We start from the raw sequence: 23,345 nt of genomic DNA on the forward strand, positions 1-23,345 counted from the left end.
GCCGTCACGCATCCGCTCCGACGGCGTGGAACAGCTCCTCCTCCTGGGCGCAATGCAGGCGCACGATCGCTTCCAGTCCGTACAACAGGCGCTGTATCGCCTGCACCTGCATGGCGTTCGTGCCGTCGCGCGGCAGGTCCGCGACCATCTGCCGGAGCGATCGGACCATCTTGAAGATTTCCCGGTGCGCGCCGCTCATCGCAGCCAGCGGGTCCTCGCCGCCGAGAAGCGGGGCAAGGCGCGCGTAGACGTCCCGATCGTCGGCGCGTTCGTGCGGCAGCAGCCGTTCGTCGAGCGAGTCGATCATCTGGACCAGCTCGCTGGCGATGGCGGCCCCGGATAGTCGCGGCAAGCGATCCGCGAGATCCCTGATCTGGTCCAGCAACGGTGACAATGCCATGTGCTCGCGCCTGAGCCGCTCGACGTCGGCATCGTCGAGCCGGGCGTTCGTCGGCCTCGGGCGAACCAGAGACACGCGCAACGCATTGACGATGACGACGACATCGATGACTTCCTGAATCACCGCGCCGGCAATCGGCTGCAGGAATCCGGCCGCCGCAACCGTCATCGCGACGACCGACAGCGACATGCCGGCCACCACGCTCTCGAGTGCGATTCGGCGCGACCGTCGTGCGATACGGATCGCATCCACGAGTCGGTCCAGCCGATCGACCAGCAGGACCACGTCGGCCGCTTCGGATGACGCGGCCGCCCCCCGCGCCCCCATCGCGATACCGACGTCGGCGGCCGCCAGCGCCGGTGCGTCGTTCACGCCGTCGCCGACCATGATCGTCACGCCCTCCTTGCGCGCGGCCTGGATCGCGACGAGCTTGTCCGTCGGCGTCTGCTCGGCACGCACGTCGGTGACACCCAGCAACTCGCCGACGGCCTGGGCGATGTCCCGCCGGTCGCCGGTGAGCATGACGAGGCGCTCGACGCCTTCTCGTTTCAACAGCCGCAACGCCCGCGGCGTTTCCAGCCGCACCTGGTCGGCCATCTGGATCGCGCCGATCATGATGCCGTCGACGCCGACGAACACGGCAGCCCCGCCCTCGTTGCCGACCCGCTTGAGGAGCGCGTCGCTCCACGGCGCGATCGTCGAACAGGCGGACACGTACCCGAACTTGCCGATCGCGACGGTCCGGTTGCCGACCCGGCCCGTCACGCCCTCGCCCGCCGTTTCCACGACGACCGACGGCGGCGACAGATCGATCCGGCGTTCCCGTGCGGCAACCGTCAGCGCATCCGAAATCACGTGCCCCGAAGCCTGGCCCAATGACGCCGCGAAACGCAGCACCTCGACCGCCCCGACGTCCGTCTCGCATTCGATCGCCACGATGCGGGCCCGCCCTCCCGTCAGCGTCCCGGTCTTGTCGAAGAACAGGATCGTCGCTTGCGCGAGGCGTTCCAGCGCGCCCCCGCCCTTGACCAGGATGCCGCGCTTCGAACAACGCGACATGCCCGACACGATGGCGACCGGGACGGCGAGGATCAACGGACAAGGCGTGGCCACGACGAGCACGGCGAGCGCACGGGTAACGTCCCCGGTCAGCACCCAGGCGATGCCGGCGACGAGCAGCGACGCGAGCACGAAGAAGGCGGCATATCGATCCGCGAGGCGCACGGACGGACTGCGCTCGCGCTGCGCGCGGGCGACCATGCGGACGATACCGGCAAACGTGCTGTCGCCCGCCGTCGTGCGGGCAACCATGTCGAACGGCGCGCCGGCGTTGACCGCGCCGCTGCATGCGTTTTCCCCCGAGCGCCGCCGCTGGATGGACGACTCGCCCGTCAGCATGGATTCGTCGAGTTCCGCGTCATCCGTCAACGTGCCGTCGACTGGCACGCATTCGCCGCTTCGTACGAGCAGCCTGTCACCGGGAACGAGGGTCTCGACGGCAACGGAACGCCATTCGCCGTTCTCGAACCGGGTTGCCTGCCGAGGCGCGCGAGCGAGCAGCGCGGTCATCTCGCGTTGCGCGCGGTCTTGCGCATACCGCTCCAGCGTCCGGCCGCTTGCCAGCATCAAGGCAATGACCGCGGCAGTCAGGGTCTCGTCGAGCGCGATCGCCAGACCGATCGCGAGCCACGCGAGCACATCGATGCCGGCTTGCCGCCTCGCCACGGCCCTGCCAACGGATACCGTCAACGCGAACAAGACCGGCAGCGCACCCAGCAGCCAGACGACGCGCGCGAACGAAGGCAGGCCGAACGCGATGCACGCGCCTCCTGCAGCGAGCGTGACGGCCGCCAGAATCAGCAACGCAAGATCGATCGACCAGGGAATGCGCGACATGACGATTGTTCCGATCGCCGTGCATGGAGGCGTTCACTGCATCCTGTTCCGGTTGCAGACGGCGTGACATCAGTCTAGGGAGCGTCGCGGTTCGACCGTTGACATGGGTCAGCACGATGCGCGTCCCGCGACATGCCGGCACGGCGCGTTGCTTGACGTGAGTCAAGCCGCCGGCCCCTTTCGTCAGCAAAATTGAACCGTGACACCGGATGGCCTGGAATCGAAATCGTGCTGACGCTGGCTATACTTTTTCTGCTGATTCTTCTGCTGAATCTCATGCCTGCGTTCGCCCCGCCTACCTGGATGGCGATGTCGTGGGTCGGGTTCAACCTGCCGGACGGCAATCCGTTGATCTTTGCCATCGTGGCGGCCGGCGCGGCAACGACCGGCCGCGTGATTCTGGCGACCTTCGCACGATCGCTCGTCCGCTCCCGCTGGATGCGGGAATCGGATCGCGAGAATATCGACGTCGCCGCACGCTAGCTGAGAAGGCACCGAACGCTCACCACCGGCGCGTTCTTCTTCTATGCGTTGGGCCCGCTTCCGTCGAACTATCTGTTCATTGCGTACGGACTGTCCGGGTTGCCGCTCAGGATCATCGCGGCGGCCTTCTTCGTCGGCCGCGCGACGACCTATGCGATCTGGGCGCATCTCGGCCGCTTCGCGTCGACCCGGCTCGACGTGGAATCCGAACTTGAAGGCACTTATCTCGGCGGATACTTCGTCGTCACGTAACTGGTGTTGCTGGGTCTCGTGTTCGTGTTGATGAAGCTCGACTGGCGCGCGCTTTTCAACGAACACCGGTTGACGTTTCGGCGCGGCCATCGCCCGCGCAGCTCCGGTTGACATCGCAGGCAGACTTGCCTGCCCATGCCGCGGCAGGCGTTCCTGCCTCAATACAGCAGGAACGACGCCCGCTCGCGCGCGAAAGCGGCGTTTTGCGCCTCGACCACGCGTTCCATCTCGTCGAGCGACCGCCCCGCCTCCAGCATGTCCGCCACCTCGCGCGAGCCGATCGATGCGCGGATCGCGTCGATCCGGAACTGCGCCGGGTAACGCCGGTGCAGCGCCAGCGCGAGTGCCAGCCCGATCACGCCCGGCCGTGCCGGGCCCTGCGGCCGTTCGATGCGCACGCCTTCGCATATCCTGCCGCGATGCGGCCCCTCCGTCGGCACGAAGCGTACTGGCGAGAACGTCGCGTCCAGCCGCATCGCGCGAAGATCGTCGGTGAGGACGCGCCCATCGATCCACGGCGCGCCGACCACGCCGAACGGTGTCGCGGTGCCACGCCCGACGCTGACCGCCGCCCCTTCGACGAGCCCTGTCTCCGGGTAGAGCGACAGCGCGGCGTCATCGCGCAGGTTCGGCGATGGCGGCACCCGGCCGAGCCCGGTGTCGTCGAAGCGCATCGCACGGGCGTAGTTCGCCATCGGCACCACGGTCAGTGCCGCGCCGGTATGCAGGCGGTCGTTGAACAGCCGCGCCAGTTCGCCGAACGTCATGCCGGGCTGAAGCGGCAACGGGAAGTACCCGGTGAACGTGGCCGGCCCGGCATCGGCCACGGGGCCGCCGAACGTATCGCCGCCCAGCGGGTCCGGGCGGTCGAGCACAAGCACCGGGCGATGCGCGGCGGCGCCCGACACGACGACCGCACCGGCAAGACGGCCGTCGGCGATCTCGGCGGCGATCGCCTCGTCGATCGTCGCGGCCGTGCCGGATTCCGCCCGCACATCGGCCGGGGCAAGCGCGAACAGCAGCGCGCCGGTCAGCGCGGCGGCGCAGCGGGACCGTAGCGATCGAGCCGGTTTCACCGCATCCATTTCTTCGTGCCGACGAAATCGGCGCTATCGCGTTCGGCACCGAAATCCGCGACGCCGACGGCGCGCACGCCGCGCATTGCCGCTTCGCCGGTCCCGATCGCGCGCACAGCTAGCGCGCCGGTTGCTGCTGCGATCCGGCACACCCGCTACACAGACGCATCGCCCCTTGCCGTTCGGGGTCGTGCCAGTAGAAGCGCACGTCGACGGCGCCGCGCGCCGGTACGACGACGTGCCGCACCTCCTGAACGCCCCGGTCGTGCGCGGACACCGTATATCGCCCCGGCGGCACGCGGGCGAACAGGAACGGCCCGCTCGTATGCGCGTCGAGCATCGTCGACTTGCCGGACGACAGCGTGACGTCGACATCGGAAAGATAATGGCCCCGCTTCGAGGCGAACGTGATCCGCAGGTTGTATCGCGGTGCGACGTCGCGAAACGCGGCGACCTCGTCCTGACCGATGCCGCCGGTGACATAAGCGACGCCGTTGCGCACGATCGGCTCGGGCGACGTTTCAGCCAGCGCGTTCGCCACGAGATTCAGCAGGCAGGCTGCCAGCAGCAGCCTCTTCACGGTTCCGGTCCACATCTTCACTCTCCTGATCGAGCACGCAGGGCTGCCATGCCGCCCGTCCGGTCGCGGAACGGGGCGCGTGCGGTGACGTCGCTCGGGCGAGCCGACGACGCTGTCAGCGTCGCGCGGAACGTCGATTTCCCGTTGACTCAAGTCAAGTGCGCGTCTCTCGAAGCCGGGTGATGCGGGACGGGCCGCGCGAGACGGTCATCGCGCCCGACCCGCCCCGAACGCGCGGCAAACCCGAAAACTCGGGGAAACAGCATGCGGACGGCGCAATCGTCCGTGACGGCTGTCAGCCGATATTGCACGGCTCGTCGGAAATTTCCGACACGGCGGCCCGACGTCGGACAGCAAGCTCAGGCCACGCTGATTGTTCCGCGCGGCGCCGCTGCCGATACTGGAAACGTGACAGGACGCAATGCTTTCGCGGCCGGCGCCTGGTTCTTCCACCCCGCCGCCGCAGGACCGAGGAGCTGGCGATGATGGATCCGACCGCAGCACACGCCGACGACGCCATGCCGGATGGCGAACCACCGGTCGGTGCGCACCTCGCGACCCGCCGCCCCGGTTACGTGCATCACGGGATCTACATCGGCGACGGCAACGTGATTCATTACGCGGGATGGTCGCGCCGCGCGAACGGCGGCCCGGTCGAGGTCGTCACGCTGGACGGCTTCCGGGCCGGTTTCGGGCTCGCGGTCATCCGCCACGCGCGCACGCTGTACGACGGAGCGGAGGTAGCGCGCCGCGCGGCATCGCGCCTCGGCGAATGCCGCTACCGGCTGCTCACGAACAACTGCGAGCACTTCTGCCTGTGGTGCCTGTTCGGCGTGGGGAGAAGTGAGCAGGTCGCGTCGTGCCTGCGCAACCCGGTGCACGGCATCGCGGTCGCCGTCATGCTCGCCGCGTGCGTGCTGGCCGCGCGGTGGCATCCGGCGATGACCGCGCGCGAATGTCCGGTGCGGTGTACGGCCCAGTTTTGACGGCATGGCGGTCGTGCAGCCACGCGTCACGCTGACCCGCGCGAGCGCCCGCGCAAGTCGGCACGCGCATCTCCCCACCGTTTCGCCCGCGCGATCGCGATGCGGCTCGCGCTGCCCTCGGTCCGCCCCTGCCGCAGCAGCGCATTGGCCATCTCGATCGCCTTGCGGCGAACCGGCGGCGGCAGATACCGCATCGAAGGCGGATAACGTTCGTCATTCCACGGCATGATCGATTCGTCTCTCGCACGTTCGCGCCGCCATGCCCGTGCCGCTCAGCGCGGCAACGCGGCAGGATCGTAGCGATTGCGCGGGTTCCACAGCATCCAGCCGTCCGTGCCCGCCGCGTCGGCCGCGTCGACCTGTGCGCGGATCTCGTCGGCATCGAACGGCCGGCGATCGAACGCATAGTCGCGAAACGCCTGGAGCCACGGCCGAAACCGGACACCGCCCAGGCCGGTCCGGCGCTTCGCCTCGGCCAGCGACCGCGCAACGATCTCGCCGGGATGCTCGGTCGGCTTCCGGCAGCCGGGCAGGCCCCACGTGAAGCCGGACGGATACAGCATCGGCGACACATAGTCGACGACCGGTCCGAGCGCGTCGAGCCGCTGCCCGATCGCGGTGTCGTCGGCGTTCCAGCAGACGTACCCGAAGATGTCGGCCGACACGTAGAGGTTGTACGGCCGCAGCCGTTCGCGCGCGCCGGTCAGGAATCCGGTGATCGCCGCGACCCGGTTGGCCTCGGTATTGGGCTCGGCGAACCGGAGACCGTTGGCGTCGGGGAAACGCAGGTAGTCGAACTGGATTTCGTCGAAACCCATGCGGGCAGCCTCCTCGGCGATATCGTAATTGTGTTGCCAGGCCGCCCGCGACGTCGGGTCGATCCAGCGCTGATGCTCGCGGTCCTGCCAGATCTCGCCCGCCGCGTCGCGCACGGCCCATTCGGGATGCGCGCGCGCCAGCGGGTCGTCCTTGAACACGACGATGCGGCCGATCACGTAAAGACCGCGCGCGTGGAACGTCCGCAACAGGTCCGGCAGATCGGGCGGACGAACGATGGCACCTTCGGTATTGCTCGCGGCACCGGAGATGTCGCGCGCCTGGCTGCGATAGGGCGTCACGCCGCTGTCGCCCTTCACGTCGACGACGAGCGCGTTGATCGCCGTCTTGTCCTGCAGGGACAGCGCCGCGTCGCGCAGCGTGTGGTCCGCCACGCCGTAGGCGGACAGATACACGGCTTTCGGACGCACCGGCGTCATCCGGATCGTATGCGCGCCCTCGGCGGGCGCGAGCGTCACTTCGGTTCGCGCGTAGCCGGGCGCCCGCACGCTCACGCGTGTCCCCGCCGCGTCGATCTCCAGTGACAACGCGCCGTCGCGATCGGCGGTCCGGTTCGCGCCCGCCGCATGGCCGATCGCGCCCGCGAGCGGCTGCCCGTTCGTGGCATCGACGACGGTGATCGTGACGGGCGCCGCCCGGGCGGCGAAGCCGGCGAGCGATACGAGCAGGCAGACGATCAAGCGTTCAATCACGGCTTCCCCCGGCGGTTCTCAACAATCCGTTCATGCACCGTGTGTCGCAGTCGTCCGTCATCAGATAGCGCGGCAACGCCATTGCCGGGTCGGTGACGCGCACGGGGCGCGCGTCGAGCGTGAACGCCGCGACGTAGCCTTCACGGGCGGCCAACTGGTCGGTCTGCGCATCATGGACGCCGAACGGCCAGGCCAGCAGCCTCACCGGCTTACCGGTTTCCGACTCGAGTCGATCTCGTGACCGGCTTAACTGGAACGACACGAAGCGCCGGTAGTCGTCCGGCGTGAGCCGGGCGTGCTCGGTGTGGAAATTCGGATGCCAGTACGTATGGGACTCGATGTCGAACCCGCCGGCCTGCCCGAGCGTGCGCAGCTGGTCCCATGTCATCGCGTAGCTGGCGTTGGAGATGGCGGACGGATAGATGAACAGCGTGACCGGCATCGGACGGGCGGCCAGCAACGGACGCAGCATGTCGTAGACGGAGCGATGACCGTCGTCGACCGTGATCGCGACCGCACGCGCCGGCACGGCATCGGCCTGGCCGCCGTGCCAGCGCACGACGTCGGCAAGCGGCACGATGCGGTAGCCGTTCGCGTCGATTGCCTGCAGCTGATGGCGAAAGGTTTCGGTACGCACCGTCATCGAATCCAGGCGCGTGGCGGCGAACCGGTGATAGACGAGGATCAGCACGCGCGGCGGTGGCGAGTCGACGGTTGCGACGTCGGCGGACGACACCGCCGACACGCACGACAGCAGGAGCAGGCAGGCGATCGGGCGAACGGCCATGGCGGACCTCGTGGAATGGCTGCCCCATTTTTCGCGATCGCGGCGCGAATACCGCTGAGCCAGATCAATGATCGATCGCGCATCGACGCGATCGTGCTTGCGTCCAGCCGGCTAACCGTCAGCTTGCCTGCGCAACCAGTTCGGCATGAATCCGCTCGATGTCGTCGCGGGTGCACAGCGCCGTCCCCGGATGCTCGACCGACGCGGACGATGCCGCCAGCGCGTAGCGGCACGCGTCGTCGAACGGCACGCCGCGCGCCAGCGCCCAGACCATGCCGCCGACGAAACTGTCGCCGGCGCCGACCGTGCTGCATACCGCCGTCGGCCTGGCGGGCAGGCGCAGCGTGCGGTCGCGCGTGACGACCCAGGCGCCGCGCGCACCGAGCGTCAACGCGACGATGTCGGCCTGGCCTCGCGCCACGAGTTCGCTCGCCTTGCGGCACGCCGACGTGTCGTCGAGCGGTTCGCCGGCCAGCGCGCTCAGTTCGCCGAGACTGGGTTTCACGAGATGAACGCCGGCCTCGAGGGCCGCTTGCAGCGCGCGGCCCGCCGCATCGACGACCACCCTGCTTCCCCGTGCCCGGGCCGTTCGCGCGAGCGTCGCATACAGGTCGTCGGGCGCGCCGGGCGGCAGGCTGCCGCTCAGCACGAGGTAACGCGGCGCCGGCTGCATGGCGTCGATGCGGGCCGCGCAGTCCCGCCACTCAGCCTCCGTGACCGGCGGCCCGGGCATCAGGAAGCGGTATTCGCGTCCGGTCGCGGTCTCGGTCACGCACACGTTCTCGCGCGTCTCGCCCGCGATCCGGATGCGCACCGCCGGCAGGCGCTCCGCTTCGAGCAGCAGCGTCAAGACGTCGCCGGTCGGCCCGCCGGCCAGGTACAACGCGACGCAGTCGCCGCCGAGCCGGTGAACGGTCCGGGCGACGTTGATCCCGCCGCCGCCGGGGTCGCGCCGCGGCCGTGCGCAGCGCAGCTTGTGGGTATCGACGATGTGCTCGACCGACGTCGAGACATCGACGGCCGGATTCAGCGTGACGGTCACGATATCGGTCATGGCAGGTTGCTCGTAGTCGATGGCAGGCGCTCAGGATGTCGGCGTGGCTCCACGTTACGTCCGACGCCGGCGACGGCGTTGACCGCCATCAAGCGGTGCCGCGAAAGCACCCGGTTGCGCTCGATCAACGGCACGGCCGGGCAGGCGCCTACATTGAATCATTCGTTGTCGCCGAGCCCCGCCATGGATGAGCAGCCGCTTTGCACCACCGTGTTCGCCGAACGTTATGCGCAGCCCGGCGAAACGTCTCGCGCGGCTGTCTTCCGTCGGGTCGCGCATGCGCTGTCGCTCGCCGAGCCGACCGGATTGCGTGCGCAGATGGAGCAGGCGTTCTTCCGGAACCTGCAGCACGGCGCGATCGGCGCCGGCCGCATCCTGGCGAACGCCGGCGCGCGGACGGGCGGGACGATGATCAACTGCTTCGTCCATCCGCTTGCCGTGTCGCCCGACCGGCCGGTGCAGACCGTCGACGCCGCGCTCGAGCAGGCGCTCGACGACGCGCGGCTCACGCTGTTGATGGGGGGCGGAATCGGCTACGACTTCTCGCCGGTGCCGCCCGCCGGTGCGTACGAACGGCGCCTGTCAGCCGAACGAGGGGCATGCGCGGCCATCGACCGCTTCGATGCCATGTGCGGCGCCCTGCCGTTCACCGGCCCGCGCCGCGGCGCGCAAATGGGCGTGCTGCGCTGCGATCATCCGGATCTCCTCGCGTTCGTCGCCGCCAAGCGCGCACGCATGCGCTGGCCGACGTTCAACCTGTCGGTCGGCATCACGGACGCGTTCATGGAAGCGGTCGCGCACGATCTGCCCTGGGCGCTCGTTCATCACGCGCCGCCCCGCGCCGCATCCGGTGCATCGATCCGGCGGCTGGATGGGCGCTATCTTCATGCAACGGTGCCGGCCCGCGCGCTCTGGCACGAGATCGTCCATGCCGCACGCGACAGCGCCGAACCCGGGTTGCTGTTTCTGGACACGATCCGCGAGGCGAATCCGATGCGCACGCACGAGCGGATCGACGCGACGAATCCGTGCGGCGAGCAGCCGCTGCCGTCCTACGGCAGTTGCGTGCTCGGACCGATCGACCTGTCGCGGTTCGTCTCTCACCCGTTCGGTGTCGACGGCAAACCGCGCTTCGATGCCGCGGCGCTCGCCGACGCGGTGCGCATCCAGGTGCGCCTGCTCGACAACGTGCTCGACCTGACCGCGTGGCCGCTCGCGGCGCATGAACGGGAGGCGCGCCGGATGCGGCGCGTCGGCGTGGGCGTCACCGGGCTGGGCGACGCGCTGACGATGCTGCGGTTGCGCTACGACAGCATCGACGCGCGTACGGTGGCGGCCGGCATCGCGCGGACGATGCGCGAGCATGCGTTTGCCGCGTCCGCTGCGCTTGCCGCCGAGCGCGGCGCATTTCCCGCCTACGATCCGGCCGCCTATCTGAGCGGCCCCGCGTACCGCATGCGCCTGCCGCTGAAGGTCCATCACGCGATCGCGCGGCACGGGCTGCGCAACAGCCATCTGCTGTCGTTTGCGCCGGCCGGCAGCGTGAGCCTCGCCTTCTGCGACAACTGTTCGAACGGGATCGAGCCGGCCGTCGGCTGGACGCAGCGCCGCATGGTGCGCACGGCGGACGGGCGGATCCGTCCGTTTCGCGTGGAGAATCACGCTTACCGGCTGTTTCGCGAGCGGCACGGCGAGCACGTCGCGTTACCGGACTACTTCGTCACGGCGGCGGATATCGCACCGGCCGATCACGTCGCGATGCTCGCTGCATTGCAGCCGTGCGTCGACGCCGGCATCTCGAAGACCGTCACGATGCCCGGCCAGTGTTCGCTCGCCCAGGTCGATGCGCTGTTCTTCCAGGCCTGGCGCGACCGGCTCAAGGGCATCACCGTCTTCCGCCCCGATCCTCAGCTTGCGTCGGTCGTCGCGGATGACGCGGCACGACCGTGCGACAACGCCGTCTGCATCAGCTGTTGACCGGCAACATGGCCGACGGCAGGCGTCCGGCGTCGCTCCGGCGCTCGATCGCTCAGGCGGAGACGCCGTTGACGGCTTCCGTATCGGCTTGCGCCGGGCGGTGCTCCCCGTCGCCATCGTCCGGCGGCCCCATGAGGGCCACCAGCCTGTCGTGATCGATCGATTCGTGCTGCAACAGGCTCTGCGCGATCCGTTCGAGCGCATCGCGACGCGCGCCGAGCGTCGCCGCAACCCGCGCATGCGCGTCCTCGAGCAGCGCGCGCACTTCCCCGTCGATCAGTTGCGCCGTGTGCTCGCTGCAGCGACCGTCGCCCGGCGTCCACACGCCCGGCGCCCCGCCCGGCGATGCCGCGTCGTCGAGCGTCATCAGGCCGATCGCGTCGCTCATCCCGTACTGCATGACCATGTGCCGCGCCAGCGCGGTCGCGCGTTCGAGATCGTTCTGCGCGCCGGTCGAGACGTCGCCGAACGCGATTTCCTCGGCCACCCGGCCGCCCAGCAACACGTCGAGCCGGTCGAGCAGTTCGCTCCGGCGCAGCACGTAGCGATCCTCGGTCGGCACTTGCTGCGTATAGCCGAGCGCCGCGATGCCGCGCGGGATGATCGACACCTTCTTCACCGGATCGCAGTGCGCACGGCTTTGCGCGACGAGCGCGTGCCCTGCCTCGTGGTAGGCGATGGTCCGCTTCTCCTGTTCGTTCATCACGCGGCTCTTGCGTTCCATGCCCGTCATTGCGCGATCGATCGCTTCGTCGAAGTCGGCCATGCCGATCGCTGGCTTGCCGAGTTCGGCCGCATGCAGCGCGGCTTCGTTGACGACGTTCGCGAGATCGGCGCCGACGAAGCCCGGTGTGCGCGACGCCAGCTCGGCCAGATCGACTTCCGGCGCGAGTTTCACGCGCTTCGTATGCACGGCCAGGATCTGCTTGCGTCCGGTCAGGTCCGGCCGGTCGATCGCGATGTGGCGGTCGAACCGTCCGGGGCGCAGCAGCGCCGGATCCAGGATCTCCGGCCGGTTGGTCGCGGCCATGATGATGACGCCCGAATTCGCCTGAAAGCCGTCCATCTCGACGAGCAGCTGGTTGAGCGTCTGTTCGCGCTCGTCGTTGCCCGACATCAGTCCGACGCCGCGCGCCTTGCCGAGCGCGTCCAGTTCGTCGATGAACACGATGCACGGTGCCTTCTGCTGCGCCTGCCCGAACAGGTCGCGCACGCGGGCCGCGCCCACGCCGACGAACATCTCGACGAATGCCGACCCGCTGATCGTGAAGAACGGCACGCCCGCCTCGCCGGCAACGGCACGTGCCAGCAGCGTCTTGCCGGTGCCCGGCGCGCCGACGATCAGCACGCCCTTCGGAATCTTGCCGCCGAGCCGCTGATAACGTTCGGGGCTGCGCAGGAACGCGACGATCTGCTGCAACTCGGCCTTCGCCTCGTCGATACCCGCGATGTCGTCGAACGTGATGCCGGTTTCCTGCTGCACGTACACGCGGGCCTGGCTTTTGCCCATGCCGCTCAGGTCCCTCATCCCGCCCGGCCGCCGCATCATGAAGTGCCACACCAGCAAGAACATGATCATCGGAAACATCCACGTCGCGAGCGTCGCGATCCAGCCCGAATCCGGCATCCCGCGATAGCGGATGCCGGCGGCGGTCAGCGCGGCGACCAGATGATCGTCGCCGACGCGGTTCGTCGTGAAGCGCCACGGCGGCCCGGCTTGCTTGACGGCGACCGCGTCGGAAGCCGGCAGCAGCGCGCCGGCTTCAGGCATGCGCAGCGCCCCCGAGATCGACGACTGACCGATTTCGAGCTCGTCGACGAGCCGCGCGTCGACCAGCCGATGAAAATCGCTGTACGAAATCGATGTCGTCGCCGGCTGGGCCATCAGCAACTGATAGGCGATCAGGATGGCGAACGCGATCGGGATCAGCAACGCGGAGTAGTCGAATGGCTTCTTCATGACGTCGCGCCTGTGCGCCGGACTCGCGACCGCTCAAGCCGCGTCACGCGTCCAGCTCGCGCGCAGCAGGTCCTCGCTGTCGCGATAGTTGAATGCCAGCGCGCCGTGATGCGCATGCAGCAGCGCCTCGCCCATGCGCCTCACCATGTGCACGCCGGTGGTTCGAATCACGAGCGTGTCGCCGGATTGCTCGATCTCCATGATGCGTTCGAGCGCGTGCTCGCTCATTTCCAGACCGGCTTGCCGCTCGAGCAGTTCGAGGATCGCCGAGCGATGCTTGCGCATGTATTCGCCGCGCAGCACCAGTTCGCCCGCCGGCGCGTTTTCGCGCATGCGCTTGCAGGCCGGGCATTCGAGCTGACGCCGGTCGAGCGGCGTCGCGTACCAGGTCCAGCGGCCGGCATCGCAGACGGCCCCGCATCCGTCGCAGATCCGGTCGCCCGATGGCCGTTTCGGCTCGCGGTAACTGTCCTTCGTGTGCGGTTGCATGCGCTTGTCGCGGCGCAGATAGTGGCGGCCGGGGCCGGAATGCGAGCGATTCATGGCTGCTTCTCCGTGGTAATGGACCGTACGGGCGCGACGCTCACGCGACGGTCAACCGGTCGACGACCTCGCGCACGCCCCTGACCGACGCCGCCGCGCCGCACGCGGCGCGTCGTTCCGCCAGCGACGCGACCGTGCCCGTCAGCGTGACGATGCCGTCGTCCGCATCGATCGAGATCCCGGCGGACTCGCGCTGCGCGCGACGGGCCAGCGCTTCGGCGATCCGGGTGCCCACGTCGGGCACCGTATGGTCGGCGCGCACCCGAATGCGGTTCGCGACGCCGACGACGCCTTTCATCCGGCTCACCATCTTTTCCGCTGCGCGGCTCTGGTATGCATGATCGACCTCGCCGTCGAGCGTCACGCAGCCGTGATCGACCTCGACGCGAATCGCGTGATCGCGCAATGCCTCCTGCCAGCCGAGCGCGAACGTGATCGCGATCGCCAGTTCGTGGTCGGCGCAGGCATCCTCCGGCGGCTCGACGTTCAGCTCGAGCACCAGCGCGCGCGCATCCGCGACATGCAGCGCGGTTTTCTGCGCCTCGAGCTTCTGGGCCCAGCTGTCGACCGTGCCGCGCAGCGTCACGATCCGGTCGCGTACGTCGACGTCGATCCGGCGCGCATCGATCGCCGGATTCCAGAACAGCGCCTGCTCGACATCCTGCTTGAGTGCTGCATCGGACTTCATGTCGGTCTCCCGTCCGGGCGCGTGCCGATCGCGAAGCGTGCGACCGGAAGCGTGCCGTACCCGATTCAGCATCGCGCATGGCGGCGCCGGCGGCTTGACGAGGATCAATCAACCGCGGGCTTGCCGGCACGGCACGCGCATGCGTCACCGCTAAATTCGTCTGTTGATGCAGATCAACGGTGCGCCGCGGCGCGACTCGATCATGACCGGAGACGCCGCGAACGCCGCGACAACGCCGGCAGGTCGCGTCGAGAGGGCAGAACCGCTTCCCGGGAGACCGTCATGAACCGAAAGCAGTACCGCATCGCACTCGCGACGCTGAGCGTGTTCATCGCGCTGGCATCGCTGGCCGGCATCGTGCACGGCATGCTGTTTGACGAACGGGTGTTCAGGTATTCGATCGTCACGTTGATCCTGAGCATCCTGTCGTTCGTCGTGCTGCTGAATCTCGCGCCCGGCGACCGCCTGTAAATGGCGCATCGGCCGGACGACCTGGCGCTTGCCTGTCAAGCGAGGGTTCACTCGAAACGCATTACAGCGGCAGTGATGCAGATCAAGGGAGCGCGCGGCAATCGTCGGATATAAGTGAACCCGAAGCGGCGTCGCCATGAAGGCGGCGTCATCCAGTGTTCGCGTATCCGATGGGAGATCCCATGCGCGCCGTCGCGCTTCCGCCGCTGTTTCAGACTGCCTTCGCGCGGCGCATGCGTCTCGTTGCGCTGGCCGCGGGTGCGGCCCTGCTGTCCGGATGCCTGTCGTTCGCGCCACCCGACGAACGTCCGGCCGCCCCGATCCCCGCCGCGTTCCCCGATCCGTCGGCTCGCGGCCCCGCCATTGCACAAGCGCCGCCTGCCTGGCAAGACTACTTCGTCGATGCACGCCTGCGCGTGTTGATCGAGCAGGCGCTCGCCAACAACCGCGATCTGCGTGCCGCCGTGGCCCGCGTCGAACAGGCGCGCGCCGTCTACGGCATCCGCGGCGCGGATCAGTGGCCGACGATCGGCGCCGGCGCGGCCTATGCGCGGTTTCGCACGCCGGGCGGCTTCCTGACGCCCGCGCCGATCGTCGGCCAGGTCTATGAAGTCCAGCTGGCCGAGACGCAATGGGAGATCGATTTCTGGGGCCGCGTGCGCAACCTGAAGGCGTCGGCGCTGCAGCGCTATCTCGCGAGCGACGCGGCCCGGCAGGCGATGGCGTTGAGCGTGATCACCGGCGTCGCGAACACCTACCTGACCCTGTGCGAGATCGATGAACGGATCGCGCTGACGCGCGCGACGATCGATACACGACGCGAGTCGCTGCGGATTTTCCGGCTGCGTCATGCGGCCGGTGCGATCTCGCGCCTGGACCTCACGCAATCGGAGATCCTGCTGCAGCAGGCCGAGTCGCTCGGCACGCAGCTGGCGCAGGCGCGTGCATCGGCTGCCGATGCGCTGGCATTGCTGGTCGGCGCGACGCCGGAGCGGGCGGACACGCCGCTCACGCTCGACGACGGCGCCGTGATGCCGTCGCTCGCCCCGGGCCTGCCCGCCTCGCTGCTGACCCGGCGTCCGGACGTGATGGCCGCGGAGCACGAACTGCAGGCGACGCGCGCGAATATCGGCGCGGCCCGCGCGGCGTTCTTCCCGCGCATCGCGTTGACGAGCGCGATCGGTTCGGGAAGCAGCGCGCTGCACGACCTGCTGTCGTCCGGAGCGGGCGTGTGGTCGGTGATCCCGAACGTCACGCTGCCGCTCGTCGACGGCGGCCGCAACCGGTCGAATCTCGCCCTCGCGCGCGCGCAGCGCGACGAGGCCCTCGCGCAGTACGAGCAGACCGTGCAGCGCGCATTTCGCGACGTGTCCGATGCCCTCGCCGCGCGCTACTGGCTCGCCGATCAGGTCGCGATCGAGCATGCCACGCTCGTCTCCCAGATGGAGCGGGCGCGCCTCGCGAAGCTGCGCTACGACAGCGGCGCCACCCGCTTTCTCGAAGTCCTCGATGCACAACGGGACCTGATGAACGCGGAGCAGCAATGGGTCATGACACGTCGCGCGTTGCTGTCGAGCCGCGTCGCGCTGTACGGCGCGCTCGGCGGCGGAACGACCGATACCGGCAAGACCGCCGCCGCACCGGACCACCTTTCCACCGATTCGGGTTCCCGACAATGAAAACCATCAAGCACCCTCTTCTGATCGGTGCCGGTGCGGCCGTGCTCGCGATCGGCCTCACGTATTACGGGTGGACCCGCTGGCGCGACGGACAGTCGGATGCGGGCCTCGTCAGCGGCAACGGCCGCATCGAGGCGACCGAGATCGACGTCGCGACCAAGCTGCCGGGACGGGTCACCGCGATGCTCGTCGACGAAGGCGACTTCGTGACGGCCGGTCAACCGCTGGCACGCATGGACGTCGTCGTCCTGCAGGCCCAGCTCGACGAGGCGCAGGCGCGGGAGCAGCAGGCCGTGAACACCGCGGCGAGCATCGACGCGCAGGTGGCGCAGCGCCGCAGCGACAAGGCGGCCGCCGCCGCGCTCGTCGTGCAGCGCGAAAGCGAGCTCGACGCCGCGATGCGACGCCTCGCGCGTTCCGAAACGCTGTCGCGGGACGGTGCGTCGTCGCTGCAGGAACTCGACGACGATCGCGCCCGCGCGGGCAGCCTGAAAGCGACCGTGAATGCCGCGCGCGCCCAGGTGGACGCCGCCCAGGCCGGGATCGACGCGACCCGCGCGCAGCTCGTCGCCGCGCGCTCGGCCGTGACGGCCGCGCAGGCGACGGTCGCACGCGTGCGGGCCGATATCTCGGACAGCGAGCTGACGTCGCCGCGCGACGGGCGCGTCCAGTATCGCATCGCCGAACCCGGTGAAGTCCTGCCGGCGGGCGGCAAGGTGCTCAATGTCGTCGACCTGTCCGACGTCTACATGACGTTCTTCCTGCCCGAAACGGTCGTCGGCAGGGTGCCGCTCGGCGCCGACGTGCGGATCGTGCTCGATGCGGCACCGGAATACGTGATTCCGGCCCGCGTGTCGTACGTGTCGAGCACCGCGCAATTCACGCCGAAGACGGTCGAGACGGCCACCGAACGGCAGAAGCTGATGTTTCGGGTCAAGGCACGCATCGACCGCGACCTGCTGCAGCGCCACCTGAAACTCGTCAAGACCGGCCTGCCGGGCGTCGCGTGGCTGAAGACCGATCCGGGCGCAGGCTGGCCGGCCCGCCTCGCGATCAAGGTGCCGCAATGAAGTCGACGTTGCCCGTCGACACCGGGGCCGGCGCGGCGGAAGATCCGCCGGCGTCCGCGCCATCGGGCATGGTCGCCCGGCTGTCGGGTGTCTCGTTGCGCTACGGCGCCACGTGCGCGCTGGACGACGTGACGCTCGACATCCCGGCCGGCCGCATGATCGGGCTGATCGGGCCGGACGGTGTCGGCAAGTCGAGCCTGCTCGCGCTCGTGTCCGGCGCGCGGGCGATCCAGCAGGGCCGGGTCTGGACGCTCGACGGCGACCTGTCGTCGCGCCGCCATCGCGCGCGGGTATGCCGGCGCATCGCCTACATGCCGCAAGGCCTGGGCCGGAACCTGTACGCGACGCTGTCGGTCGAGGAAAACCTGCAGTTCTTCGCGAGACTGTTCGGCCACGATGCGGCCGAGCGGCGCCGCCGCATCGACGCACTCACGCACAGCACCGGCCTTCATGCGTTTCTCGACCGCCCTGCCGGCAAACTGTCCGGCGGCATGAAGCAGAAACTCGGCCTCTGCTGCGCGTTGATCCACGATCCCGACCTGCTGATCCTCGACGAGCCGACAACCGGGGTCGACCCGCTGTCGCGCGCCCAGTTCTGGGAACTGATCGAACGCATCCGCGCCGCGCGTCCTGCGATGAGCGTGCTCGTGGCAACCGCCTACATGGACGAGGCACGGCGGTTCGACCGGCTGATCGCGATGGACGCCGGCCGCGTGCTGGCGACGGGCAGCCCCGCGGAGCTGCTCGCCCGCACCGGTTGCGACACGCTGGAAGACGCGTTCGTCGCGCTGCTGCCGGAAGCGCGGCGGCACGGGCACCAGCCGGTCCGGCCGACGCCGTTCGAGCCTGGCGCGGCCGCCGACTACGCGATCGAGGCCGACGCGCTGACGATGCGCTTCGGCGATTTCGTCGCGGTGGACCACGTGAGCCTGAAGATCCGGCGCGGCGAAATCTTCGGGTTTCTCGGCTCCAACGGCTGCGGCAAATCGACGACGATGAAGATGCTCACGGGCTTGCTCGCCGCGTCCGAAGGCACGGCGACGCTGTTCGGCCGGCCGGTCGCCGCGAACGACATCGACACGCGCAGGCGGGTCGGCTACATGTCGCAGGGGTTTTCGCTGTACGGCGAGCTGACCGTCCGGCAGAACCTCGTGCTGCATGCGCGCCTGTTCGGCGTGCCCGAACCGGACCTGCCCGCGCGGATCACCGAAATGGTCGGGCGCTTCGGGCTCGCCGAGGTGCTCGACGCGCTGCCCGAACGCCTGCCGCTCGGCATACGCCAGCGGCTCTCGCTTGCCGTGGCGATGGTCCACAAGCCCGACCTGCTGATCCTCGACGAACCAACGTCGGGCGTGGATCCGGTGGCGCGGGACGACTTCTGGCGCTTGATGATCGCGCTCGCGCGCAACGATCGGGTCACGATCTTCATTTCGACGCACTTCATGAACGAGGCCGCCCGTTGCGACCGCATCTCGCTGATGCACGCGGGCCGCGTGCTGGCGAGCGCCGCGCCCGACGAACTGGTCCGCCAGCGCGGCGCCGGCACGCTCGAGGAGGCGTTCATCGGCTACCTGAGCGACGCGCAGCGTACCGACGCCGCGGACGGCGCGGACGGCGCACCGTCCGACGCCGGCTGGCTCGCCCCGCCGCCCGCGGCGGCCGGTGCCGGCGGCGGCGCCCATGCGGCGGCGTGGTTCAGCCCGGCGCGCGCCGGCAGTTATCTGTGGCGCGAAGTGCTGGAGCTGCGACGCGACCCGTTGCGCGCGACGCTGGCGCTGTTCGGCTCGCTCGTGCTGATGTGCGTGATCAGCATCGGGATCAGCCTCGACGTCGACAACCTGACGTTCGCGGTGCTCGACCGCGATCAGTCGATCCTGAGCCAGGACTATGCGCAGAACCTCGCCGGTTCCCGCTACTTCGTGCCGCGCGCGCCGCTCGTCGACGATCGCGACATCGAGCGCCGCATGCGCAACGGCCGGCTGTCGCTCGCGATCGAGATCCCGCCCGGTTTCGCGCGCGACGTCGCGCGCGGGCGCCGCGTCGAGATCGGCGCATGGGTCGACGGTGCGATGCCGATGCGCGCGGAAACGATCCGCGGCTACGTGGCCGGCATGCACGAGAACTGGCTGCGCGACCAGGCGAAGCGCCGGCTCGGCATGTCGCTCGCGCCGGCCGTCGACATCGCGATCCGCTATCGCTACAACCCCGACGTCAAGAGCCTGCCGGCCATGATTCCCGCGATCATGCCGATGCTGCTGCTGATGCTGCCCGCGATGCTGACCGCGCTCGCGGTCGTGCGGGAGCGCGAGCTCGGCTCGATCGTCAACCTGTACGTGACGCCCGTCACGCGGGCCGAATTCCTGCTCGGCAAGCAGGCGCCGTACGTCATGCTCGCCATGCTGAACTTCCTGCTGATGGTCGTGCTGGCCGACGTCGTGTTCGGCGTGCGGATCAAGGGCAGTTTCGCGACGCTGGCGGCCGCGGTGCTGATCTTCAATGTCGTGGCCACCGGTATCGGGCTGTTCGCGTCGACGTTCACCCGCAGCCAGATCGCCGCGATCTTCATGACGATCGTCGGCACGCTGATTCCCGTCGTGCAGTTCTCGGGCCTGCTCACGCCGCTGTCGTCGCTCGAGGGCAGCGGCAAGTGGGTCGGCACCGCCTATCCGGCCACCTACATGCTCGCGATCAGCCGCGGCGTCTACAACAAGGCGCTCGGGCTGGCCGACCTGTCGTCCCAGTTCTGGCCGATGCTCGCGGCCGTGCCGGTCATCATGGTGGCGACCGGCATCCTGCTGCGCAAGCAGGAGCGGTGATCATGTCACGCCTGCTCGTCATCTACCGGCTCGGCATCAAGGAACTGTGGAGCCTCGCCCGCGACCCGATCCTGCTCGCGCTGATCGTCTACACGTTCAGCGCATCGATCTACGTCGCCGCCACCGCCCGCCCGGAAACGCTGCACAAGGTGCCGATCGCGATCGTCGACGAGGACGCGTCGCCGCTGTCGGCGCGCATCGCGGCGGCGTTCTTTCCACCGCAGTTCGCGCCGCCGCCGATCGTCGGCGCCGGCGCGGCCGATCGCGGTCTCGACAACGGCGACTACACGTTCTCGCTCGACATTCCGCCGGACTTCCAGCGCGACGTGCTGTCCGGCCGCCGCGCGACGATCCAGCTCAACGTCGATGCGACCCGCATGACGCAAGCGTTCACCGGCGGCAGTTACGTCCAGCAGATCGTGGCGGGCGAGATCGATGCGTTCGTGCACCGCCATCGCGGCACGTCCTTGCCGCCCGTCGATCTCGCGATGCGGATGCGCTTCAACCCGAATCTCGACGAAGTCTGGTTCGGCGCGCTGATGGAGCTGATCAACAACGTGACGATGCTGTCGATGATCCTCACCGGGGCCGCGCTGATTCGCGAGCGCGAGCACGGCACGATCGAGCATCTGCTCGTCATGCCGGTCACCGCGGCCGAAATCATGCTCGCGAAGGTCTGGTCGATGGGGCTCGTCGTCACGGTGGCGGCCGTCGCTTCGCTGACGTTCGTCGTGGGCGGCGCGCTGCACGTGCCGATTCCCGGGTCCGTGCCGCTGTTCGTGGCCGGGATGGCGTTGCACCTGTTCGCGACGACGTCGATGGGGATCTTCCTCGCGACGCTCGTGCGCAGCATGCCGCAGTTCGGCATGCTGCTCGTGCTGGTGCTGCTGCCGCTGCAACTGCTGTCGGGCGGACTGACGCCCCGCGAGAGCATGCCGCCCGTCGTGCAGGACATCATGCTGGCCGCGCCGACCACCCATTTCGTCGAACTCGCGCAGCGCATCCTGTATCGCGGTGCGGGGCTCGATGCGGTGTGGGCCCAGTTCGCGGCGCTGTTCGCGATCGGCTGCGTGCTGTTCCTGCTGTCGTTGACGCGGTTCCGCAAGACGATCGGCCAGATGGCGTGATCGGGGCATCGCCCCCGCGACGTCGGGATTCGTCCGTTGATACAGATCAAGCGGGCGGGCGCGCGGCACGCGATCATGGGGCCATGTGTTGCGCAATCCGCGGCCGCTGCGTCGACGGCAACGCCGTCCGCGGCGGCCGCCTCCCGGGAGAACGTCATGATGGGTCTGCCATACCGAAGCGCGCTCGCGACGCTCTGCGTGTTCGTCGCGCTCGCGTCGCTGCTGGGCGTCGCGCACGCGATGCTGATCGACGCGGGGGTCGCCCCGTACGCAGCCGTCGCGCTGGTTGCCGGCATCGTCGCGTTCGTCGCGCAGCTGGATCCCGCGTCGTCCGGGCGCTAGCGGCACGGCCGGGCGCGCGGGATTCGCGATCACGAACGGCATCCTCCGGCTCGCCCGGCCCGCACGCGGATCCCGCCATCCCTGATTTCGATCAACCGCCGCGCGCGCGTTCGGGATGTAATCGACCTACTGTTCCGTCGACTCGCGGTGAGGCAATCCATGAAACTGACTTTTCTCGGTGCGACCGAAACGGTGACCGGCTCGAAGTATCTGGTCGAGCACGGCAGCCGGCGCGTGCTGGTCGATTGCGGCCTGTTCCAGGGGACGAAGAACCTGCGGCTGCGCAACTGGCGGCCGCTGCCGCTCGCGGCCGACACGCTGGACGCGGTCGTGCTCACGCACGCGCACCTCGATCACACCGGCTATCTGCCGGTGCTCGCGCGCGAAGGGTATCGCGGGCCGGTCTACTGCACGGCGGCCACCGCCGAACTCTGCGACATCATGCTGCGCGACAGCGCGCGGCTGCAGGAGGAGGAAGCCGACTTCGCGAACCGGCACGGTTACTCGAAGCATCATCCGGCGCAACCGCTCTACACGCTGGACGACGCGCAGCGCGCGCTGCGCCTGCTGAAGCCCGTCGCCTTCGACGAATGCACGGCGCTGGGCGGCGGCGTGTCGTTCCGCCTGCTGCCGGCCGGGCACATCCTCGGCGCGGCGAGCGTCGTGATGCACTGGGATCACAAGGTGCTCGCGTTCTCGGGCGACCTCGGCCGGTACCACGACCCGATCATGCAACCGCCGCGCCCGCCCGCTCATGCGGACTACCTGGTCGTCGAGTCGACGTACGGCGACCGGCTGCACCCGGCGTCGGACCCCGAGAACGAACTGGCCGCGCTGTTCGACAAGACCTTCTCGCGCGGCGGGGTCGTCGTGATGCCCTGCTTCACCGTCGGCCGCGCGCAGGAAATCCTGCACTACATCGCGCGGCTCAAGGCGTCCGGCCGCATGGCGCGCGTCCCGGTGTTCCTCGACAGCCCGATGGCGACCGACGTGACCGAGCTCTATCGCCGCCATATCCTCGAACACCGGCTGACCGTTTCCGACGCGAACGCCCTCGGCCACGCGGCCACGATGATCCGCTCGGTCGACCAGTCGAAGGCGATCGCCGAACACCATGGCCCGATGGTCATCATCGCCGGCAGCGGGATGGCGACGGGCGGGCGCGTGCTGCACCACCTGACCCGCTACGCGCCCGATGCGCGCAACACGATCGCGCTGGTCGGCTACCAGGCGGCCGGCACGCGCGGCGCGGCGCTCGCCGCGCACGAGCCGACGCTGAAGATTCACGGCGAATACGTCCGCGTGCGCGCGCAGGTCGAGTCGATCACGACGCTGTCGGCCCACGCCGATTACGAAGAGATTCTGAACTGGCTCGGCACGATGCAGGGCGCGCCCGTGCGGACGTTCGTCACGCATGGCGAGCCCGCTGCCGCGGATGCGATGCGCCGGCGCATCTCGGAGCGCCTGCATTGGCCGTGCGAGGTGCCGACCTACGAGCAGTGCGTCGATCTCGACGAAGCCGAATCGCGCGGCACGCAGGAACCGGCCGCGCTGTCGTCCTGACCGCCGGCGAAGCGCCGGCCAGACGCCCGCCGCGCGTGACGGAGCCCGCAGCCTCCGCGGTTCCCG

Annotated in this window: 18 protein-coding genes and 2 pseudogenes; 10 read left to right on the forward strand and 10 right to left on the reverse strand. The window is 69.1% G+C overall.

Annotated elements, in window-relative coordinates:
• Positions 1-4 precede the first annotated feature (4 nt).
• Positions 5-2,296: a heavy metal translocating P-type ATPase gene (locus VXM69_RS36160; protein ID WP_367190748.1), complete on the reverse strand. Its 2,292-nt coding sequence runs from the start codon at positions 2,294-2,296 to the stop codon at positions 5-7.
• Positions 2,297-2,524: 228 nt separating this feature from the next.
• Here VXM69_RS36160 and VXM69_RS36165 point away from each other — a divergent pair.
• Positions 2,525-3,142 (forward strand): annotated as a pseudogene (locus VXM69_RS36165) (hypothetical protein).
• 47 nt (positions 3,143-3,189) lie between these two features.
• Here VXM69_RS36165 and VXM69_RS36170 read toward each other — a convergent pair.
• Together VXM69_RS36170 and VXM69_RS36175 are read right to left on the reverse strand one after the other, a co-directional pair.
• Positions 3,190-3,945, reverse strand: a pseudogene (locus VXM69_RS36170) (exo-beta-N-acetylmuramidase NamZ domain-containing protein); the annotation flags it as partial.
• 280 nt (positions 3,946-4,225) lie between these two features.
• A complete protein-coding gene (locus VXM69_RS36175; RefSeq protein ID WP_034192142.1) occupies positions 4,226-4,702 on the reverse strand; it encodes a hypothetical protein in 477 nt (158 codons plus the stop codon).
• Between the two features lie 467 nt (positions 4,703-5,169).
• On the opposite strand from VXM69_RS36175, the gene VXM69_RS36180 reads away from it, so the two are divergent.
• Positions 5,170-5,673 (forward strand): lecithin retinol acyltransferase family protein, encoded by a 504-nt coding sequence (locus VXM69_RS36180; protein WP_367190749.1) that lies wholly within the window; start codon positions 5,170-5,172, stop codon positions 5,671-5,673.
• Between the two features lie 26 nt (positions 5,674-5,699).
• Here the strand turns inward: VXM69_RS36180 and VXM69_RS36185 are convergent, their stop codons facing one another.
• From VXM69_RS36185 to VXM69_RS36200, 4 genes are all read right to left on the reverse strand, one after another.
• Complete coding sequence (locus VXM69_RS36185; RefSeq protein WP_367190750.1) at positions 5,700-5,900, reverse strand: hypothetical protein; 201 nt, start codon at positions 5,898-5,900, stop codon at positions 5,700-5,702.
• Between the two features lie 45 nt (positions 5,901-5,945).
• A complete protein-coding gene (locus VXM69_RS36190; RefSeq protein WP_069706193.1) occupies positions 5,946-7,202 on the reverse strand; it encodes a putative glycoside hydrolase in 1,257 nt (418 codons plus the stop codon).
• Positions 7,195-7,989 carry a polysaccharide deacetylase family protein gene (locus VXM69_RS36195; protein WP_367190751.1) on the reverse strand — a complete coding sequence of 265 codons (795 nt, stop codon included), beginning with the start codon at positions 7,987-7,989 and terminating at the stop codon, positions 7,195-7,197. The genes VXM69_RS36190 and VXM69_RS36195 overlap by 8 nt, the downstream gene beginning before the upstream one ends.
• A gap of 118 nt (positions 7,990-8,107) precedes the next feature.
• Positions 8,108-9,043 (reverse strand): 1-phosphofructokinase family hexose kinase, encoded by a 936-nt coding sequence (locus tag VXM69_RS36200; RefSeq protein ID WP_034192137.1) that lies wholly within the window; start codon positions 9,041-9,043, stop codon positions 8,108-8,110.
• A gap of 183 nt (positions 9,044-9,226) precedes the next feature.
• On the opposite strand from VXM69_RS36200, the gene VXM69_RS36205 reads away from it, so the two are divergent.
• The gene (locus VXM69_RS36205) at positions 9,227-11,020 is read left to right on the forward strand and encodes an adenosylcobalamin-dependent ribonucleoside-diphosphate reductase (protein WP_367190752.1); all 1,794 of its coding nucleotides are present in this window, start codon (positions 9,227-9,229) and stop codon (positions 11,018-11,020) included.
• 52 nt (positions 11,021-11,072) lie between these two features.
• Here the strand turns inward: VXM69_RS36205 and ftsH are convergent, their stop codons facing one another.
• Genes ftsH through VXM69_RS36220 form a run of 3 tightly spaced genes read right to left on the reverse strand, consistent with a single transcriptional unit; the run spans position 11,073 to position 14,211 of the window.
• Positions 11,073-12,980, reverse strand: a complete 1,908-nt coding sequence (gene ftsH, locus VXM69_RS36210; RefSeq protein ID WP_367190753.1) for an ATP-dependent zinc metalloprotease FtsH — start codon at positions 12,978-12,980, stop codon at positions 11,073-11,075.
• 33 nt (positions 12,981-13,013) lie between these two features.
• On the reverse strand, positions 13,014-13,523 hold the full coding sequence (locus VXM69_RS36215; RefSeq protein ID WP_367190754.1) for a BCAM0308 family protein: 510 nt from the start codon (positions 13,521-13,523) through the stop codon (positions 13,014-13,016).
• A 40-nt stretch (positions 13,524-13,563) separates the two neighbouring features.
• Positions 13,564-14,211, reverse strand: a complete 648-nt coding sequence (locus tag VXM69_RS36220; protein ID WP_034192133.1) for a BON domain-containing protein — start codon at positions 14,209-14,211, stop codon at positions 13,564-13,566.
• A 282-nt stretch (positions 14,212-14,493) separates the two neighbouring features.
• On the opposite strand from VXM69_RS36220, the gene VXM69_RS36225 reads away from it, so the two are divergent.
• The 7 genes from VXM69_RS36225 (at position 14,494) to VXM69_RS36255 (ending at position 23,279) form a co-directional block, all read left to right on the forward strand.
• Entirely contained in the window at positions 14,494-14,682 is a 189-nt protein-coding gene (locus tag VXM69_RS36225; protein WP_034192132.1) for a DUF2964 family protein, read from the forward strand.
• 233 nt (positions 14,683-14,915) lie between these two features.
• A complete protein-coding gene (locus VXM69_RS36230; protein WP_367190755.1) occupies positions 14,916-16,361 on the forward strand; it encodes an efflux transporter outer membrane subunit in 1,446 nt (481 codons plus the stop codon).
• Positions 16,358-17,431 (forward strand): HlyD family secretion protein, encoded by a 1,074-nt coding sequence (locus VXM69_RS36235; protein ID WP_367190756.1) that lies wholly within the window; start codon positions 16,358-16,360, stop codon positions 17,429-17,431. Before VXM69_RS36230 ends, VXM69_RS36235 begins: the two co-directional genes overlap by 4 nt.
• Positions 17,428-20,247 (forward strand): ribosome-associated ATPase/putative transporter RbbA, encoded by a 2,820-nt coding sequence (gene rbbA / locus VXM69_RS36240; RefSeq protein WP_367190757.1) that lies wholly within the window; start codon positions 17,428-17,430, stop codon positions 20,245-20,247. The genes VXM69_RS36235 and rbbA overlap by 4 nt, the downstream gene beginning before the upstream one ends.
• 2 nt (positions 20,248-20,249) lie before the next feature.
• A complete protein-coding gene (locus VXM69_RS36245; protein WP_069706188.1) occupies positions 20,250-21,374 on the forward strand; it encodes an ABC transporter permease in 1,125 nt (374 codons plus the stop codon).
• 156 nt (positions 21,375-21,530) lie between these two features.
• Positions 21,531-21,716, forward strand: a complete 186-nt coding sequence (locus tag VXM69_RS36250; protein WP_343726819.1) for a hypothetical protein — start codon at positions 21,531-21,533, stop codon at positions 21,714-21,716.
• A gap of 159 nt (positions 21,717-21,875) precedes the next feature.
• The gene (locus tag VXM69_RS36255; protein WP_124608279.1) at positions 21,876-23,279 is read left to right on the forward strand and encodes an MBL fold metallo-hydrolase RNA specificity domain-containing protein; all 1,404 of its coding nucleotides are present in this window, start codon (positions 21,876-21,878) and stop codon (positions 23,277-23,279) included.
• Positions 23,280-23,345 lie beyond the last annotated feature (66 nt).

This window comes from Burkholderia sp. Ed8 (assembly GCF_040761425.1).
In the GTDB taxonomy this organism is placed as follows: domain Bacteria; phylum Pseudomonadota; class Gammaproteobacteria; order Burkholderiales; family Burkholderiaceae; genus Burkholderia; species Burkholderia seminalis.

Bases quoted from the DNA above. Each gene is read 5' to 3' on its own strand.
- VXM69_RS36235 (WP_367190756.1), top strand. From the start codon at position 16,358: ATGAAAACCATCAAGCACCCTCTTCTGATCGGTGCCGGTGCGGCCGTG.
- VXM69_RS36230 (WP_367190755.1), top strand. From the start codon at position 14,916: ATGCGTCTCGTTGCGCTGGCCGCGGGTGCGGCCCTGCTGTCCGGATGC.
- VXM69_RS36220 (WP_034192133.1), bottom strand. From the start codon at position 14,211: ATGAAGTCCGATGCAGCACTCAAGCAGGATGTCGAGCAGGCGCTGTTC.
- VXM69_RS36160 (WP_367190748.1), bottom strand. From the start codon at position 2,296: ATGTCGCGCATTCCCTGGTCGATCGATCTTGCGTTGCTGATTCTGGCG.
- VXM69_RS36205 (WP_367190752.1), top strand. From the start codon at position 9,227: ATGGATGAGCAGCCGCTTTGCACCACCGTGTTCGCCGAACGTTATGCG.
- ftsH (WP_367190753.1), bottom strand. From the start codon at position 12,980: ATGAAGAAGCCATTCGACTACTCCGCGTTGCTGATCCCGATCGCGTTC.
- VXM69_RS36175 (WP_034192142.1), bottom strand. From the start codon at position 4,702: ATGTGGACCGGAACCGTGAAGAGGCTGCTGCTGGCAGCCTGCCTGCTG.
- rbbA (WP_367190757.1), top strand. From the start codon at position 17,428: ATGAAGTCGACGTTGCCCGTCGACACCGGGGCCGGCGCGGCGGAAGAT.
- VXM69_RS36255 (WP_124608279.1), top strand. From the start codon at position 21,876: ATGAAACTGACTTTTCTCGGTGCGACCGAAACGGTGACCGGCTCGAAG.
- VXM69_RS36215 (WP_367190754.1), bottom strand. From the start codon at position 13,523: ATGAATCGCTCGCATTCCGGCCCCGGCCGCCACTATCTGCGCCGCGAC.
- VXM69_RS36225 (WP_034192132.1), top strand. From the start codon at position 14,494: ATGAACCGAAAGCAGTACCGCATCGCACTCGCGACGCTGAGCGTGTTC.
- VXM69_RS36195 (WP_367190751.1), bottom strand. From the start codon at position 7,989: ATGGCCGTTCGCCCGATCGCCTGCCTGCTCCTGCTGTCGTGCGTGTCG.
- VXM69_RS36200 (WP_034192137.1), bottom strand. From the start codon at position 9,043: ATGACCGATATCGTGACCGTCACGCTGAATCCGGCCGTCGATGTCTCG.
- VXM69_RS36250 (WP_343726819.1), top strand. From the start codon at position 21,531: ATGATGGGTCTGCCATACCGAAGCGCGCTCGCGACGCTCTGCGTGTTC.
- VXM69_RS36185 (WP_367190750.1), bottom strand. From the start codon at position 5,900: ATGCCGTGGAATGACGAACGTTATCCGCCTTCGATGCGGTATCTGCCG.
- VXM69_RS36245 (WP_069706188.1), top strand. From the start codon at position 20,250: ATGTCACGCCTGCTCGTCATCTACCGGCTCGGCATCAAGGAACTGTGG.
- VXM69_RS36180 (WP_367190749.1), top strand. From the start codon at position 5,170: ATGATGGATCCGACCGCAGCACACGCCGACGACGCCATGCCGGATGGC.